The sequence below is a fragment of the Aequorivita aquimaris genome (assembly GCF_001573155.1).
GTDB classification, from domain to species: domain Bacteria; phylum Bacteroidota; class Bacteroidia; order Flavobacteriales; family Flavobacteriaceae; genus Aequorivita; species Aequorivita aquimaris.
In genome coordinates this window covers 61,404-76,909 of the sequence record NZ_JRWG01000002.1, presented here as the reverse complement: position 1 = coordinate 76,909, position 15,506 = coordinate 61,404, and the positions used below count along the sequence as shown (strand labels likewise).

Genomic DNA, 15,506 nt, shown 5'->3' with positions numbered 1-15,506 from the left:
AATGGGTAAAACCTTTGTTTCATATAACAATATTTTAGGCAGTCTCGGTTTTGACAGCGAAACGGTAGTTGAAAATATTTCAAAAGGCATATCAGGCCTTGCAAAATTCGATGATGCTTCCCTTTTGCCCGAACCTTTTTGCGCCTCGATGATTTCTTCGGAAGTGATAAAAAGTGAATTCAATAAAATTGGCGATACTTCAAAATATACGAAACTGGAGCAAATGCTGATTCTTTCCTTAAAAAAAGTCATCGATGCGGCTGATATTCAGTTAAATGAAAAAGTTGGACTTATCATTTCGACAACAAAAGGAAATATTGATGTGCTCGAAAAAGGCAATAATTTTCTTGAAAGTCGCGCCTATTTAAGTGAATTGGGAAAAACAATTAAACTTTTTTTCGGCTTTAAAAATGAAGCAATTATTCTTTCAAACGCCTGTGTTTCGGGTATTTTGGCAATTTCTGCAGCAAAGCGTTTTATTTCCGAAGGCAAATACGACCACGTTTTTATAACAAGCGGCGATTTGGTGACGAAGTTTATTCTTTCGGGATTCAATTCGTTTCAGGCTTTATCGGCAGAACCTTGCAAACCCTATGATAAAAATAGGGTTGGAATAAATCTCGGCGAAGTTGCCGCAAGTTCTTTGGTTACTTCTTCCGAAGAAAATCTTCCAAAGGAAGCCGTTGAAATTTTGGGCGATGCAACCTGCAACGACGCAAACCATATTTCGGGTCCGTCGCGAACCGGCGAAGGACTTTTCCGAAGTGTAAATGCTGTACTGAAAGAGGCAAACTTGAATGCGAAAGAAATCGATTATATTTCCGCACACGGCACCGCCACACCTTTTAACGACGAAATGGAGGCCATCGCCTTCAGCCGTTTGAAAATGGAAAATGTGCCCCTCAATAGTTTAAAGGGCTATTTTGGCCACACTTTGGGCGCTTCGGGATTATTGGAAACCATTGTAGGAATGCATTCTATGAAAAAAAATATACTTTTTTCATCCAAAGGATTTGCCGAACTTGGCGTCTCAAAAAACATAAATATCATCAAGACAAATACGCCGAAAACGTTAAACACCTTCCTAAAAACCGCATCGGGTTTTGGGGGTTGCAACACAGCGGTAATTTTTGGAAAAATAAACAACTAACCAACCATAAAATGTCAAGTCCAATTAAAAAAATGAATGCCGTTGAAGCTTTGGAAGAAGCGCACCGCATTGCCTTTGCGCCCTTTGTTTTCCAAGCTTCTGTTTCCCTTCGGAAACTCGGGATTCTCGATTATATTTTTGACCAACGAATAACAGGCGGGCCAACAGCCGAAGAGATCTCGCAAAAACTTTCCCTTAGCCCTTACGGGGTTGGCGTGCTTTTGGAAATTGCGCAAACTTCGAATATTGTTAGTAAAAATGATGCCGAGCAATACGAACTGACCAAAGTGGGCTATTTCCTAAATTATAACGAAACGGCCAGTGTGAACCTTAATTTTGCGCACGATGTATGTTACAAGGGCTTGTTTCATTTAAACGAATCCATAAAAACCGGAAAACCGGAAGGTTTGAAAGAACTGGGGCAATGGCCAACTATTTACGAAGGACTTTCAAAGTTGAAACCTGCCGAACAAAAGTCGTGGTTTGATTTTGACCATCATTATTCCGACGATATTTTTGCGGAAGCCTTGGAAAAAATTTTTGAAAGAAAGCCGAAAACTCTCTTCGACATTGGCGGAAATACGGGCAAATTCTCTATTAAATGCTGTAATTTCAATGAAGAGGTACATGTGAAAATAGTCGATTTACCGGGCCAATTGAACATGGCTTTGGCCAATGCCGAAAGCAATGGTTTTAAAGATAGAATTTCTGGCCATCCCATTGATTGGCTTTCGAAAAACCCACAAATTCCAAGCGGGGCAGACTTAATTTGGATGTGCCAGTTTTTGGATTGTTTTTCTGAAGAAGAAATTGTAAAAGTGTTGAGCATTTGTGCAAACTCCATGGACGATGATGCCGAATTGGTGATTGTTGAAACCTTTACGGATAGACAGACCTTTCGCGCTTCACAATTTATATTGGAGGCCACTTCGCTGTATTTTACAGTACTTGCAAACGGAAACAGCAAAATGTATCCGGCCAGTGTTTTTATGAAATTGATTGACAAGGCTGGTTTAAAACTCAAAGAAGACATCCAATTGGGTGAATATCACACCATGTTGATTTGCGAAAAGAAATAGAATTTTGACTGAAACGTTTCACATAAAAAGCTATTGCCACATTAAGAACCAAATGGTTTCATTGAATGGAAATGTACTTTTTAGTGAGGTCCCGATAACTATCGGGACGGAAGATTTTTCAACTTTTATAAAAAACGCATACAAGTTTTTGCAAACGGATTATTCCAAGTTTTTCAAAATGGACAATCTCAGCAAGCTCGCATTTTTGGCGGCAGATGTTTTGCTGAAAAAGGAAAATTTAAACGAAGAAGAAGAAGAAAATAATATTGCCTTAATTTTTTCAAACAAAGCATCCAGTTTGGACACCGACCGAAAACACCAAGCAGCAATAGAAAACGATGCTGAATATTTTCCCAGTCCGGCGGTTTTTGTTTACACCTTGCCAAATATTTGTTTGGGCGAGATAAGTATCAAGCACAGGCTGTATTCTGAAAATAGTTTTTTTATCTTTGACCGCTTTAATGCGGAACACTTGCAACTGTACGCCAACAGTTTATTGCGAAGCGGAAAAGCAGAAAAAGTACTTTGTGGTTGGGTAGATTTAGACGAAAACAGCTACGAGGCTTTTTTATATTTAGTTGAAAAAGATGGCGAAATTGAACATAAAACTGAAGAAATAACCAGATTATACAACATATTATGAGTGAATTAAAAGAAGAATTGAAAGGAAAAATCATTGAACAATTAAATCTTGAAGATGTTTCAGTGGCAGACATAGCAGATGATGACGCACTTTTTGGCGACGGTCTCGGACTGGATTCAATCGATGCCCTGGAACTTATCGTGATGCTGGACAAAGATTACGGCATCCGTTTGAGCGACCCAAAAGAAGGCAGAAAGATTTTTGAATCTGTGCAGGTAATGGCAGATTATATTGAGGAACACCGCACAAAGTAATATTTTGAATGTTATGCGGAGCGCAGTCGAAGCATATTGAACCTTCACAAAATCCTTAATTTTTAAATGAGCAAAGGCGTAGCCATAACCGGAATGGGTATTATTTCTGCAATTGGCAACAATGTAGCGGAAAATTATGACGCGCTCATAAACCAAAGAAAAGGCATTACGCGCGTTGATAATATTGAGACCATTCAGCGAGATGAAATTATGGTTGGCGAAGTGAAATTCACCAACGATGAATTGATTGCCCAACTCAATCTTCCGCCGGAAAATAATTATTCGCGTACCGCAATGCTCGGTGTAATTGCCGCAAAAGAAGCGATTGCCAATTCAGGAATCACCAACATCAAAAAATACAAAACGGGTATCATTTCTGGCACAAGTGTGGGCGGGATGGATATGACCGAAAAATATTATTACGAATACCTTACCGATAAAGAAACCCAAAAATATATTGAAAGCCACCACGCGGGCGATTCCACCCAAAAAATCGCGGAGCAATTGGGAGTTGAGGAAAGTTTGGTAACAACAATTAGTACCGCTTGTTCTTCAGCAGCCAATGCTATTATGCTGGGTGCACGCTTGATTAAATCGGGAAAATTGGATCGCGTTGTGGTCGGCGGCGCAGACTGTCTTTCAAAGTTTACCATTAACGGTTTTAAGACTTTGATGATTTTAAGCGATACTTTTAATACGCCTTTCGATGAAAACCGAAAAGGATTAAATTTAGGCGAAGCTGCTGCATTCCTCGTTTTGGAAAGTGATGCAGTAGTAAAAGCCGAAAACAAAAAAGTGTTAGCCTACGTAAAAGGCTACGGCAATGCCAACGATGCTTTTCATCAAACAGCTTCTTCGGATAATGGCGATGGTGCAACTTTGGCGATGGAAAAAGCTTTGAGAGTTGCCGATTTAAAAGCTTCGGAAATAGATTACATCAACGCCCACGGAACAGCCACGGGAAATAATGACCTTTCGGAAGGACGGGCCATTCTTAGAATTTTTGGCGAAGAAATGCCGGAATTCAGTTCCACCAAAGCATATACGGGCCATACCTTGGCGGCAGCAGGAGCGATTGAGGCAGTTTATTCTGTTTTGGCACTTCAAAATAATATCATCTTTCCAAACCTAAATTTCAAAACCCCGATGAAGGAATTTTCAATGATTCCACAAACGGAATTAAAGAAAAAGGAATTGAACACGGTACTTTCAAACTCGCTTGGTTTTGGTGGGAATTGCTCTACGGTAATATTTTCAAAAGAAGCCTAATGAAGAAAGTTTACATAAATAGCATCGCTTCTATTTCGCCCCAAAAAACGTATGATAATTGTAATTTTTTGGACGAAATTACCGAATATAACGACACGGTAATTTTCGCCCAAGACCCCGATTACAAACAATACATTCCGCCAGCCGCTGCCCGCCGAATGGCAAAAGGTATAAAAATGGGAGTTGTTGCTTCCAAAATTGCGATGGACGAAGCAGGAATTGAAACCGTGGACGCCATCATCACGGGCACGGGAATGGGCTGTATGATTGATTCCGAAAAATTTGTGAGCGCCATAATTGACAACAACGAGCAGTATTTAACGCCAACCTCTTTCATTCAAAGCACCCATAACACGGTCGCCGGGCAGATTGCTTTGGGGATGGAATGCAAAGCTTATAATTTCACTTATGTGCATTCCGCAATTTCGTTTGAATCTGCGCTGCTGGACGCGAAAATGCAGCTCGAAAATAACGAAGCCGAACATATCTTAGTCGGCGGTGTAGAAGAATTGGGCGCGCATACCACAAAAGTGCATCGATTGATAAACCACATAAAACCCGAACCGGTTTCAATTTCGGAGGTTTTGCACTCGAAAACCGAGGGCGCCGTTTTCAGCGAAGGCACGAATTTCTTTGTCGTTTCAAATGAAAAGACAAAAAGCTGTTACGCCGAATTGGTTGCCGTGGAAACTTTTAACACCCTTCAAAAAGAGAAGGTTTCAGAAGCAATTGAAACTTTTTTAAAAGAAAATAATTTGAAGCTCGACGACATTGATTTGGTTGTTTTTGGGAACAACGGCGATGTAGATTTTGATGGATATTACAACAAACTTTCCGAAGGAATTTTCAGCAAAACCCAACAGGTTTTTTACAAACATTTGGTGGGCGAAAACAACACTGTTTCGGCGTTTGGAGTTTGGTTGGCTTCAAAAATTTTGAAAACCCAGACTGTCCCCGAAATCGTAAAAATCAACAAAATTAATTCTTCCGAAATTAAAACGGTTTTGTGCTACAACCAATACCGCGGCCAAAACCACAGTCTTGTTTTATTGAGAAAATGTTGAGGTTTTACACCATAAACGCCTTGGCTTTGGTAGTTTTTTTTGGACTACTGTTGGGAGGTTTTTTTGGTGATGTTCCAGCTTGGCTTTATGTGCTTTTTGTATTTATTTGGTTTTTGATTACCGCAATTGGTTCGTTTCAGATTAAACTGAACTATCATTTGCAATCTCTAAATCACAATTACAAAACTTCGGAAAATCATATTTCCATCACTTTTGACGATGGGCCAAATCCAGAATTCACGCCAAAAGTTTTAGCACTTCTGGAAGATTTCAACGCAAAAGCCACCTTTTTTTTAATAGGAAAAAATGCTGAAAAATATCCTGAAATTGTTCGTCAAATTATTGCGGAAGGCCATTCCGTTGGCAATCATTCCTATTCACATTCCAAAAATTTTGGATTTTTTTCTTCGGAAAAAGTTATTGCCGAGTTGAATAAAACTAATTCAGTTCTAAAGGAAATCACTGGCAAGGATCTGAAACTTTTTCGTCCACCCTTTGGTGTTACCAATCCGAACATTAAAAGAGCTTTGAAAGTTACGGGGCATTTTTCTATCGGCTGGAGCAAACGCAGCTTTGATACCACAAATATTTCCGAAGAAAAAATTTTAAAACGTATCACTTCCAACTTAAAAAAGGGCGATATCATTCTACTGCACGACAGCAACGCAAAATCTGTTGCCGTATTGGAACAGTTATTGTTAACTTTGCCACCGCACAAACTGCAGTCGGTTCCGGTGGATCGTTTGCTCGAAATTGAAGCCTATGCGTAATTATTTTCTAATGTTATTTTTTATTGCTTTTAGCAGCTCGATCCAGGCGCAGGAAACTGCGATGAGTGCTTCGGAAATTGTGGCTTTTAAGGGGAAAGTGATCGCTTCGGCCAAAACCACCAAAACCATCAAAACCGATTTTGTGCAGTACAAACACCTCGATTTTTTGGCCGATGACGTAAAAACTTCGGGAAAAATGGTTTTTAAGGCGCCCAATCTGGTAAAATGGGAATACACCAATCCGTACCAATACAGCGTGATTTTTAAGGAAGACCAACTGCTCATCAACGACGGCGGCACCAAAAGCAAGGTGGATATTGGCAACAGCAAACTCTTCAAAAAACTGAACCAACTGATTGTAAATAGCGTAAAAGGAAATATGTTCAACGATGCCGATTTTACGGTCTCGTTCTTTAAATCTCCAAAATATAACAAAGCCGTTTTTATTCCCAAGGACAAAAAAATTGCGGGTTACATAGCTTCTTTCGAACTGCTTTTCAATAAAGACGACGCCCAGGTTTTCGAAGTGAAAATGGTGGAGCCATCGCAGGATTTTACCCGAATTGTTTTTAGCAATCGCACGTTAAACAGCACTATTAATGATTCGGTTTTTAGCAATTAGCTTCTTGGCAATTGTCACTTTGGCATCGTGTTCGTTAAAGACTACGGAAGGCTTGCGACAAGTGCACTTCAATAAAGAAGCGGTTGGAAATCCTTATTTTTCAAACCCTGAAATTGATTATGTTTACAAGGCGAAAATTGAGGTTTACAAAAAGAATTTTGGCGGGATTTTGATCATAAAAAAGACGGGGCCCGAAAGTCACAGAGTGGTTTTTACGACCGAATTTGGCAGCAAACTGTTTGATTTTCAATTTGAAGGCGATACTTTTACGAAGCATTTTATAGTGGACGATTTGGATAAGAAATTTATCGTCAACATTTTAAAGGATGATTTTAGGTTGTTGGTAAACGAAAAAGCTCAGGTTTTGGCGGTTTATGAATCTGAAAATCATCGAATTTATAAAACCACAAGTGGCGACCGATTTAATTTTTATTTTTTGGAAGATGAAACGGAACAGCTTCAAAAAATCGTAAACACCACAAAAACAAAGGAGAAAGTGGAGATTGATTTTACTTCCCACGAAGGAAATATCGCAGATTTTATTTCCATAAAACACAAGAATATCAAGCTGTCGATAAACTTGGAAAAATTTAAAAATGAATAATATGCTTATCGAAGGATTATATAAAGTTACCGCCACGGAAAACACAGCCGAAGGAATTTTGGCAAAAGTCCATTTAAACAAGGATCACACTATTTTTAAAGGTCATTTCCCCGGAAACCCAGTGATGCCGGGCGTTTGTATGATTCAGATTATAAAGGAATTGACGGAGGAAACAACCGGGAAAAATTTGTTTTTGGCCGTTTCGTCGAACATAAAATTTATGGCGATTATCAATCCTGAGAAAACCCCCGATTTGCAGCTGTCCATTGATATTGCTCAGGAAAATGGCGAAGTGAAAGTGAAAAACACAACTTCTTTTGAAGATACGGTTGCGTTGAAGCTCAGCGCGACTTTTAAAGTTATTGACTGATGAAATATTTAATAATTATAGTTTTTTTAATTTCTGCAGCTGGAACTGCCCAAGACTTGAACGGAATCCGGTCAGCTTACCCAAAAGCTGTGGAAAGTGCTGAAATTGCAACAAAACTTGACGGCGAACTTACAACTGTAAACTCCTCCAGCAAACCCGTTTTAGTTGCGTATAAAGGTGCTGTTTCAACGTTGAAGGCAAAATTTGCAAAAAAGAAAAGCGATAAAAAGGATTTTTTCAAAGAAGGAATTTCCCAGATTGAAAGCGCCGTAAAAGCGGAATCTTCAAACATTGAAATACGCTACATCCGTTTGAGCGTGCAGGAAAATTCCCCAAATTTTTTGGGGTATCATAAAAATATTGAAGAAGATAAAGACTTTATTTTGAAAAACTTTGCAACTGTTTCGTCAAAGGAATTGCGGGAAGTGATACAAGATTTTATTGTGAAATCTAAAAATTTTACTACAATTGAGAAATAATTTATAACTTCAAAAAAATATGAAACAAATCTACTTTATAATATTGGTTTTTTCCATTTCAAAAATGTTTGGGCAGGATATAATCTTGACTAATGAAAATGAAATGATTCGTGCTAAAATAACAAAGATTACCAATGATATTGTTCAGTATAACAGATATGACAATTTGGAAGGCCCGATTTATGAACTGCCAATTTCATTGCTACGAAAAATTGATTTTGAAAATGGTACTACTCAAAATTTTGAGATTAAACATATGGAGATGATTACCTCAAAAGTGCCAAAATTTTCATTGGCTGAGACGAAAGATTTTATAATTAAAACAATCAACGAGCACGGTTTTGAGGAAGATACATTTAAGCGGAAATATAGGGCAAGTTTTGAAGGAGACTTTTTAAGACTCAAAGTGATGAAAAAAGACGAAAGTAAACCTGTGAATGATGGAATTCTCTTTGATTTTTCAAATGTATATAAATTCCAAAATATTTCTAAACGGTCTGATAAATTGGCATTTTTAAACATTTGGGTTTCTATTGTAAAAGATGAAAAAAAGATGAAATTCGACAAGCATAAATTAATCATGCGCATTGATGACCCCAATAAAGCTGAATCTATTTTAAATGCTCTCAAGTATTATAATTCCTTACTTTTGGGAAAAAGTAAATCAGATGATAAGTTCTAATTCCTAAAACTTATATTTGCTTTGCGCCTTCTGTGTCTTTGCGGTGTAAAGTTAACCACAGAGACACAGAGTTCACAGAGATCAAAATTCCCAAATGGACCAAAAACTACTTTCAGAAAAATTCAAAAGCCTGAAATGTTGCGTAATTATTCCTACCTATAATAATTACAAAACGTTGCAAAAGGTTATTGAGGGCGTTTTGGTTTATACCGAAGATGTGATTGTAGTAAACGATGGTTCCACGGATGCTACTTCTGAAATTTTAGTTCGATTTCCGCAGATTCAGCAAATCCACCTTTTACAAAACAAGGGGAAAGGCAACGCGCTGCGCCAAGGGTTTAAACATGCCGAAAGTTTGGGCTATCGCTATGCAATAACTATCGATAGCGACGGGCAGCATTTTCCGGAAGATATTCCAACTTTTATTGAAGCCTTGGAAAACGAAACGAACAAAGAAGTTTTGCTTATCGGTTCGCGAAATATGACCCAACACGGCGTGCCGAAAAAAAGCAGCTTTGGCAACAAATTCTCCAATTTTTGGTTTTGGGTAGAAACGGGCATTCGCTTGCAGGATACACAATCCGGCTTTCGATTGTATCCACTTTTCGCGATGAAAAAGCTGAAATTTTACACCAAAAAGTTCGAGTTTGAAATAGAGGCCATCGTAAAAGCAGCGTGGAGTGGAATTGAAGTGAAAAACATCCCAATCCAAATTCACTACGAATTGGAAAATCGCGTTTCACATTTCAGGCCTTTCAAGGATTTTACGCGGATAAGCATTCTAAATACATGGTTTGTACTCATTACATTCCTGTATATAAAACCACGAAATATCCTCAGGAAATTAAAAAAAAAAGGTCTCAAACGGTTTATAATGGAAGACTTTTTGGGCAGTGACGATTCTGCCGAAAAAAAAGCATTTTCCATCGCACTTGGCGTATTTATTGGACTTTCGCCACTTTGGGGATTTCACACGATTGTGGTTATTTTTTTGGCACTCCTCTTCAATCTGAACAAAGTGATTGCCTTTGCATTTTCAAACGTGAGCCTGCCGCCGTTCATTCCGTTGATACTCTATTTTAGCTTAAAATTGGGCAGTTGGCTTTTGGGCGAAAATTTTGTGCTTTCCATGAGCGAAATTGACCCCAGTTTGGAGTTGGTAAAATATTTAAAATCCTATATTGTCGGCAGTTTTGTACTTTCAGTTTCAGCGGCGCTTTTTTGCGGCCTGCTGGGTTATTTGTTTTTAACGCTATTTGAAAGGAAAAAGATTCTCGACAATGGGTAAGTGGTTTTTCAGAACATTTCAATTTTTGCAAAAGAACCGAATTGGCAGTGCCTTGCTGCTGCTTTTGGTGCTTTTTGGTTTGGTGTTTTTGGTTTCCAAAATCCGTTTTGAGGAAGATATTTCGAAATTGATTCCAATCAACGAAGATGCCCAAGAGCTTCAAAAGGTTCTAAAGACCGTCAACTTCACCGACAAGATTATCGTAAACATCCAACGCAGCGATTCTTCTGAAATTGAGAATTTAACGGAATATGCTTCGGAATTTATTGACAGTCTGCAAGCCAATTCCAAGGATTACATTAAAAACATCCGCGGAAAAGTAAACGAAGACGATTTGCAGCGAACGATGGATTTTGTATATGAAAACCTGCCGTTGTTTTTGGAGAGGGAAGATTACAAAACCATTGCTGAAAAACTTCAAAAAGACAGTATTGCCGCCAGAACCGAAGCCAATTACCGCACGCTCATTTCCCCGTCGGGCATTGTTTCAAAAGACATTATTTTAAAAGACCCGCTCGGACTTTCGTTTATCGCTTTGAAGAAATTGCGCCAACTCGGCGTTACCGACGACTTTGTTTTGAAGGATGGTTTTTTGGTGAGCAAGGATGAAAAAAATATCCTGCTCTTTATCACTCCAAAATTCGGCAGCAGTGAGACTGCGGACAATAGTAGGTTTGCCGAGCAACTTTATGCGCTTCAAAATTCCCTCGATAAAAAATTTGCAGGCAAAGCGAAGAGTGAATATTTTGGGGCTGCGCTTATCGCCGTTGCAAATGCGAAGCAGATTAAAAGCGACATCCAGTTTACCGTCGGAATTGCGATGACGCTGCTTATCTTGATTTTCATCGTTTTCTATCGAAAACTTTACGTGCCCATCATTCTTTTTGTGCCAACCATTTTCGGAGGGTTGATGGCGGTGGCATTATTGTATCTGATTCGCGGGGAAATTTCAGCTATTTCCCTCGGAATTGGTTCGGTTTTGCTGGGCGTAACGCTGGATTATTCGCTGCATATTTTAACGCACATCCGCAATAACGAAACGCTCCAAAGTCTTTACAAAGACGTAACCGAACCTATTTTGATGAGTAGTTTAACTACTTCATTGGCATTTTTATGTTTACTGTTTTTAGATTCGCAAGCCTTACAGGATTTGGGCATTTTTGCCGCCGTAAGTGTGTTGGGAGCTTCGGTTTTTGCGCTTTTCTTTATTCCGTTGGTCTATAAAAATCCGCTTTCGCGAAAGCAGCAAATCAACGTTTTGGACAAAGTTGCGGATTATCCTTTTCACAAAAACAAATGGTTGCTGATTGGTTTGGGCTTGGTGTTGATAGTAAGCATTTTCACGTATCACAAAGTAGAATTCAACAAAGATATTTCCAAACTGAATTACGAACCTGCGAAAATAAAGACCGCGATGCAACATTTGGACGAACTGACTGATATTTCCTCAAAATCGGTCTATCTCGCCACCTACGGAAAATCGGTTGAAGGCACGCTGCAGTTGAACGATTCCATCCACGAAACCTTGGAATTGCTGAAAGAGGAGGGCAAAATTAGCAGTTTCAGTTCCATTGGCGCTTTGGTGCATTCGCAACGCGACCAACGGAAGAAAATAGCGCAATGGCAGCAATTTTGGAGTGAAGGTCGGAAAGATAGTTTGGAAACCAATTTGATTGAGAGCGGGGAAGAACGAGGTTTCAAACCCACGACTTTTAATAGGTTTTACACATTTTTGGATGAAGATTTTGAAACGTTGAAACCCGAGGATTATCAGCAAATCCCTTCCGTGCTTTTGGAAGATTACATTACCACCGAAGCAGATTTCACAACGATTACCACTTTGATAAAGCTTGAAAATGAGAACGCTTCCGAAATAAAAAGCGCTTTTAAGAAAATTCCGAATACCATCGTCATTGACCGGCAGGAAATGAACGAGACCTTTTTGGGGAATTTGAAAAACGATTTCAACAGCTTGATTGGCTATTGTTTGCTGGCCGTACTTTTTATACTTTTTCTCTTTTTCCGAAGTTTTTCACTCACGCTGGTTACCGCCGTTCCTATTTTTCTCACGTGGTTTTTAACCCTCGGGATTATGGGGCTTTTCCATATTCAGTTCAACATTTTCAACATCATTATTTCCACGTTTATCTTTGGTTTGGGTATTGATTACAGCATTTTTATGACCAAAGGTTTGCTAAAGGAATTGCGAACCGGTGAAAAGGTAATGGCCACGCACAAAACCTCGATTATGCTTTCGGTTTTGACAACTATTTTGGGTGTTGGGGTTCTGATTTTTGCGAAACATCCTGCGCTTTATTCCATCTCCATCGTTTCAATCATTGGAATTTTTTCGGCAATGGTTACCGCATTTACGGTCCAGCCGTTGCTTTTTAAACTTTTTATCGGCAGCTCCAAAAAACGTCCAATCACGCCGCGAATGTTTGTGCATTCCCTCTTTTCCTTTGGGTATTTCGGACTGGGCGGAATTTGTTTATCACTTTACAGCATCACTTTGATGCCGCTGCTTCCCATCAGCAAAAAAATTAAAATGGGCTGGTTTCACAAAGTGATTGCAAAATTTTTCAAGTCGGTGCTTTATACCAATCCGTTTGTGAAGAAAAAAGTAATCAACGAAGTTGGCGAAGATTTCTCGAAACCTGCCGTAATCATTGCAAACCATACATCGTTTCTCGATATTTTGGCGGTAGGCATGTTGCATCCAAAAATCTGTTTTTTGGTAAACGATTGGGTTTATAATTCGCCAGTTTTTGGAAAGGCCGTGCAACGCGCCGATTTCTATCCGGTTTCCAGCGGCATCGAAAACAGTTTGGAGCCACTTCAGAAAAAAATAAAACAAGGCTATTCGCTGATGGCTTTTCCCGAGGGAACCCGCAGCTTGAGCAACAAAATAAAGCGTTTTCACAAAGGTGCCTTTTATTTGGCGAATGAGTTCAATTTAGACATTCTCCCCGTTTTGATTCACGGCAACAGCGAGGTAAACCCAAAGGGAAGTTTTATCATAAAGGATGGAAGCATTACGGTTGAAATTTTGCCGAGGATTAAGGCCGAAGACACTTCCTTTGGCGAAAACCATACACAGCAAGCAAAAAAAATAGGCGCGTATTTTAAAAGTGAATTTTTAAAACTTCGTGAAAAGATGGAAGGCCCGAGCTATTTCCACGGAATCGTTTTGGAGGATTACCGCTATAAAGGCGATGCGCTTTACCGAATGGTGAAAAAGGATTTAAGGGAAAATGCTGAAATTTATTTTGAAGTGATGCGTCGTTTGGATAAAAGCGGAACCATTGCCCACATTTCGGAAGATTCCGGGCAGCTCGATTTTCTGTTGGCGCTCGATGGTTCTGACCATAAGATTTTCAGTTTTATTGAAGATTCCGAAACGCGAACGATACTTCAAAATAGTTACATAACCCAAAAATACGGAAGGCTTCATTTTACTGATTCTGTTTCGGAAACCTTGCTTTCAAACGTTGAAACTTTAATTATTTCTTCAGAAAAAAGGGCTGCTGAAGCTATTTCACAATTGCCAAATCTTTCAATTAAAAAAATTGTTTTATTAAAAGAATGTGTTTCTTCGCAAACCGAAAATATTAGTACCTTAGGCTATCAAAACGTGTACGGGAATACTAATATTAGTATCTTTAAACCATCGGGAAACACAGCGAAATGAGTGAAAAATATGATGTAGTTATCATCGGTAGTGGCCTTGGCGGGCTGGTTTCGGCGATTATTCTCGCGAGGGAAGGCTACAGCGTTTGCGTGCTTGAAAAAAACCAACAGTTTGGCGGCAATCTCCAAACCTTTGTGCGCGACAAGACCATTTTTGACACTGGCGTCCACTATATTGGCGGTCTTTCCGAAGGGCAAAATCTTTACAGATATTTTAAGTATTTGGATATTTTGGATGACATTACCCTCAAAAAAATGGACGAGGATGGCTTTGACAGGATCACTTTTGACAACGATCCAAAGGAATATTGCCACGCCCAGGGGTATGAGAATTTCAAAAAAACACTACTCGAAGAGTTTCCCGAAGAGGAAAAAGCAATCGACGCCTATTGCCAAAAAATGCAGGAAACGTGCAGTTTTTTTCCGCTTTACGGCCTAAAACTTGGAAAACCTTATTATGAAAACACTTCCCTCTTTGAGGTAAAGGCCAAGGAGTTTATAGATTCCATAACCGAAAATGAGAAGCTCCGCGCCGTTTTGGGCGGCAGCAATCTGCTGTATGCGGGCGAGGGCGAGCGAACGCCTTTTTATATGCACGCACTTTCGGTGAACTCGTATATTGAAAGTTCATATCGCTGTATTAACGGCGGCAGCCAAATTACAAAAGCATTATTGGCACGGTTACGTGAAAAAGGTGGAAAGGCTTACAAACGCCACGAGGTAACAAAGTTTGAAACGGAGGATGGCGTGGTTACAGCTGTGCAGACTGCAAATGGGAAAACTATTTACGGTGATATTTTTATCTCAAACGTGGATCCGAAGATGACGCTGGAAATGATTGGGCAGGAAAATTTCAGAAAATCCTACACCAGCCGCATTGAGAATATTGAGAGTACCATCGCCGCGTTCAGTCTTTATTTGGTGCTAAAACCAAATTGCTTTAAATATCTGAACCATAACTACTACCATTTTAAGGATTATAAATCCATTTGGGACGTTCACAATTATACGGAGGAAAGTTGGCCCGAAGCCTATATGATTTCTATGGGAATCAAAAAAGATATGGCCGAATATGGCGATAATATTACGGTGATGACCTATATGCGTTTTGAGGAAATGGAACCGTGGATTGACACCTTCAACACGGCCGCACAAAAGAATGACCGTGGACAGACCTATGAGGAGTTCAAGGCCTACAAGTCTGAAATCATCATTAAGGAGTTGGAGAAAAAGTTCCCCAATCTCCGCGATTGTATTGAAGCAGTTTATTCGTCCACACCTTTATCATACCGCGATTATATTGGCTGCAACAGGGGTTCGATGTATGGCTACGTGAAAGATGCCAACAATCCTTTAAAATCCTTTATTTCGCCGCGGACCAAAATCAAAAACCTATATTTTACGGGGCAGAGTTTGAATATGCACGGTATTTTGGGCGTTACCATCAGTGGCGTGGTTACGTGTTCGGAAATTTTGGGGGGCGAATATTTGCTGAACAAAATCCTAAAAGCCACAAGGGAAGAAGAAATTACTTAATATTTT

The 15,506-nt window shown here is 39.4% G+C and carries 15 protein-coding genes; all 15 read left to right on the top strand.

What is annotated here, in order from left to right:
- Position 1: 1 nt before the first annotated feature.
- The 15 genes from LS48_RS03105 to LS48_RS03035 all read left to right on the top strand — a co-directional run bounded on the left by LS48_RS03105 (position 2) and on the right by LS48_RS03035 (position 15,500).
- Positions 2-1,150, top strand: coding sequence for a beta-ketoacyl-[acyl-carrier-protein] synthase family protein (locus LS48_RS03105; RefSeq protein WP_062620649.1), 1,149 nt, complete (start codon positions 2-4; stop codon positions 1,148-1,150).
- 32 nt (positions 1,151-1,182) lie between these two features.
- Positions 1,183-2,229: a methyltransferase gene (locus LS48_RS03100; protein WP_235811005.1), complete on the top strand. Its 1,047-nt coding sequence runs from the start codon at positions 1,183-1,185 to the stop codon at positions 2,227-2,229.
- A 4-nt stretch (positions 2,230-2,233) separates the two neighbouring features.
- The gene (locus LS48_RS03095) at positions 2,234-2,872 is read left to right on the top strand and encodes a 3-oxoacyl-ACP synthase (RefSeq protein ID WP_117590210.1); all 639 of its coding nucleotides are present in this window, start codon (positions 2,234-2,236) and stop codon (positions 2,870-2,872) included.
- On the top strand, positions 2,869-3,126 hold the full coding sequence (locus LS48_RS03090; protein ID WP_062619903.1) for a phosphopantetheine-binding protein: 258 nt from the start codon (positions 2,869-2,871) through the stop codon (positions 3,124-3,126). The genes LS48_RS03095 and LS48_RS03090 overlap by 4 nt, the downstream gene beginning before the upstream one ends.
- 66 nt (positions 3,127-3,192) lie before the next feature.
- Entirely contained in the window at positions 3,193-4,395 is a 1,203-nt protein-coding gene (locus tag LS48_RS03085) for a beta-ketoacyl-[acyl-carrier-protein] synthase family protein (protein WP_062619901.1), read from the top strand.
- The gene (locus LS48_RS03080; RefSeq protein ID WP_062619899.1) at positions 4,395-5,459 is read left to right on the top strand and encodes a beta-ketoacyl synthase N-terminal-like domain-containing protein; all 1,065 of its coding nucleotides are present in this window, start codon (positions 4,395-4,397) and stop codon (positions 5,457-5,459) included. Before LS48_RS03085 ends, LS48_RS03080 begins: the two co-directional genes overlap by 1 nt.
- A complete protein-coding gene (locus LS48_RS03075) occupies positions 5,453-6,229 on the top strand; it encodes a polysaccharide deacetylase family protein (RefSeq protein ID WP_062619898.1) in 777 nt (258 codons plus the stop codon). Before LS48_RS03080 ends, LS48_RS03075 begins: the two co-directional genes overlap by 7 nt.
- Positions 6,222-6,851: a flexirubin biosynthesis/transport protein LolA2 gene (gene lolA2 / locus LS48_RS03070; protein WP_062619895.1), complete on the top strand. Its 630-nt coding sequence runs from the start codon at positions 6,222-6,224 to the stop codon at positions 6,849-6,851. The genes LS48_RS03075 and lolA2 overlap by 8 nt, the downstream gene beginning before the upstream one ends.
- Positions 6,829-7,455: a flexirubin biosynthesis protein LolB2 gene (gene lolB2 / locus LS48_RS03065; RefSeq protein ID WP_062619893.1), complete on the top strand. Its 627-nt coding sequence runs from the start codon at positions 6,829-6,831 to the stop codon at positions 7,453-7,455. The genes lolA2 and lolB2 overlap by 23 nt, the downstream gene beginning before the upstream one ends.
- A 1-nt stretch (position 7,456) precedes the next feature.
- The gene (locus tag LS48_RS03060; RefSeq protein WP_062620645.1) at positions 7,457-7,825 is read left to right on the top strand and encodes an ApeI family dehydratase; all 369 of its coding nucleotides are present in this window, start codon (positions 7,457-7,459) and stop codon (positions 7,823-7,825) included.
- Complete coding sequence (locus LS48_RS03055) at positions 7,825-8,304, top strand: hypothetical protein (RefSeq protein ID WP_062619891.1); 480 nt, start codon at positions 7,825-7,827, stop codon at positions 8,302-8,304. Before LS48_RS03060 ends, LS48_RS03055 begins: the two co-directional genes overlap by 1 nt.
- Positions 8,305-8,323: 19 nt before the next feature.
- Entirely contained in the window at positions 8,324-8,986 is a 663-nt protein-coding gene (locus LS48_RS03050; RefSeq protein WP_062619889.1) for a hypothetical protein, read from the top strand.
- Positions 8,987-9,080: 94 nt separating this feature from the next.
- Entirely contained in the window at positions 9,081-10,274 is a 1,194-nt protein-coding gene (locus LS48_RS03045; protein ID WP_062619886.1) for a DUF2062 domain-containing protein, read from the top strand.
- On the top strand, positions 10,267-13,965 hold the full coding sequence (locus tag LS48_RS03040; protein ID WP_062619884.1) for an MMPL family transporter: 3,699 nt from the start codon (positions 10,267-10,269) through the stop codon (positions 13,963-13,965). Before LS48_RS03045 ends, LS48_RS03040 begins: the two co-directional genes overlap by 8 nt.
- Positions 13,962-15,500 (top strand): phytoene desaturase family protein, encoded by a 1,539-nt coding sequence (locus tag LS48_RS03035; RefSeq protein ID WP_062619882.1) that lies wholly within the window; start codon positions 13,962-13,964, stop codon positions 15,498-15,500. Before LS48_RS03040 ends, LS48_RS03035 begins: the two co-directional genes overlap by 4 nt.
- Positions 15,501-15,506 lie beyond the last annotated feature (6 nt).

Excerpts from the sequence above, each read along its gene's own strand:
- LS48_RS03105 (WP_062620649.1), top strand. The coding sequence starts at position 2 with ATGGGTAAAACCTTTGTTTCATATAACAATATTTTAGGCAGTCTCGGT.
- LS48_RS03100 (WP_235811005.1), top strand. The coding sequence starts at position 1,183 with ATGAATGCCGTTGAAGCTTTGGAAGAAGCGCACCGCATTGCCTTTGCG.
- LS48_RS03090 (WP_062619903.1), top strand. The coding sequence starts at position 2,869 with ATGAGTGAATTAAAAGAAGAATTGAAAGGAAAAATCATTGAACAATTA.
- LS48_RS03085 (WP_062619901.1), top strand. The coding sequence starts at position 3,193 with ATGAGCAAAGGCGTAGCCATAACCGGAATGGGTATTATTTCTGCAATT.
- LS48_RS03080 (WP_062619899.1), top strand. The coding sequence starts at position 4,395 with ATGAAGAAAGTTTACATAAATAGCATCGCTTCTATTTCGCCCCAAAAA.
- LS48_RS03075 (WP_062619898.1), top strand. The coding sequence starts at position 5,453 with ATGTTGAGGTTTTACACCATAAACGCCTTGGCTTTGGTAGTTTTTTTT.
- lolA2 (WP_062619895.1), top strand. The coding sequence starts at position 6,222 with ATGCGTAATTATTTTCTAATGTTATTTTTTATTGCTTTTAGCAGCTCG.
- lolB2 (WP_062619893.1), top strand. The coding sequence starts at position 6,829 with ATGATTCGGTTTTTAGCAATTAGCTTCTTGGCAATTGTCACTTTGGCA.
- LS48_RS03060 (WP_062620645.1), top strand. The coding sequence starts at position 7,457 with ATGCTTATCGAAGGATTATATAAAGTTACCGCCACGGAAAACACAGCC.
- LS48_RS03055 (WP_062619891.1), top strand. The coding sequence starts at position 7,825 with ATGAAATATTTAATAATTATAGTTTTTTTAATTTCTGCAGCTGGAACT.
- LS48_RS03050 (WP_062619889.1), top strand. The coding sequence starts at position 8,324 with ATGAAACAAATCTACTTTATAATATTGGTTTTTTCCATTTCAAAAATG.
- LS48_RS03045 (WP_062619886.1), top strand. The coding sequence starts at position 9,081 with ATGGACCAAAAACTACTTTCAGAAAAATTCAAAAGCCTGAAATGTTGC.
- LS48_RS03040 (WP_062619884.1), top strand. The coding sequence starts at position 10,267 with ATGGGTAAGTGGTTTTTCAGAACATTTCAATTTTTGCAAAAGAACCGA.
- LS48_RS03035 (WP_062619882.1), top strand. The coding sequence starts at position 13,962 with ATGAGTGAAAAATATGATGTAGTTATCATCGGTAGTGGCCTTGGCGGG.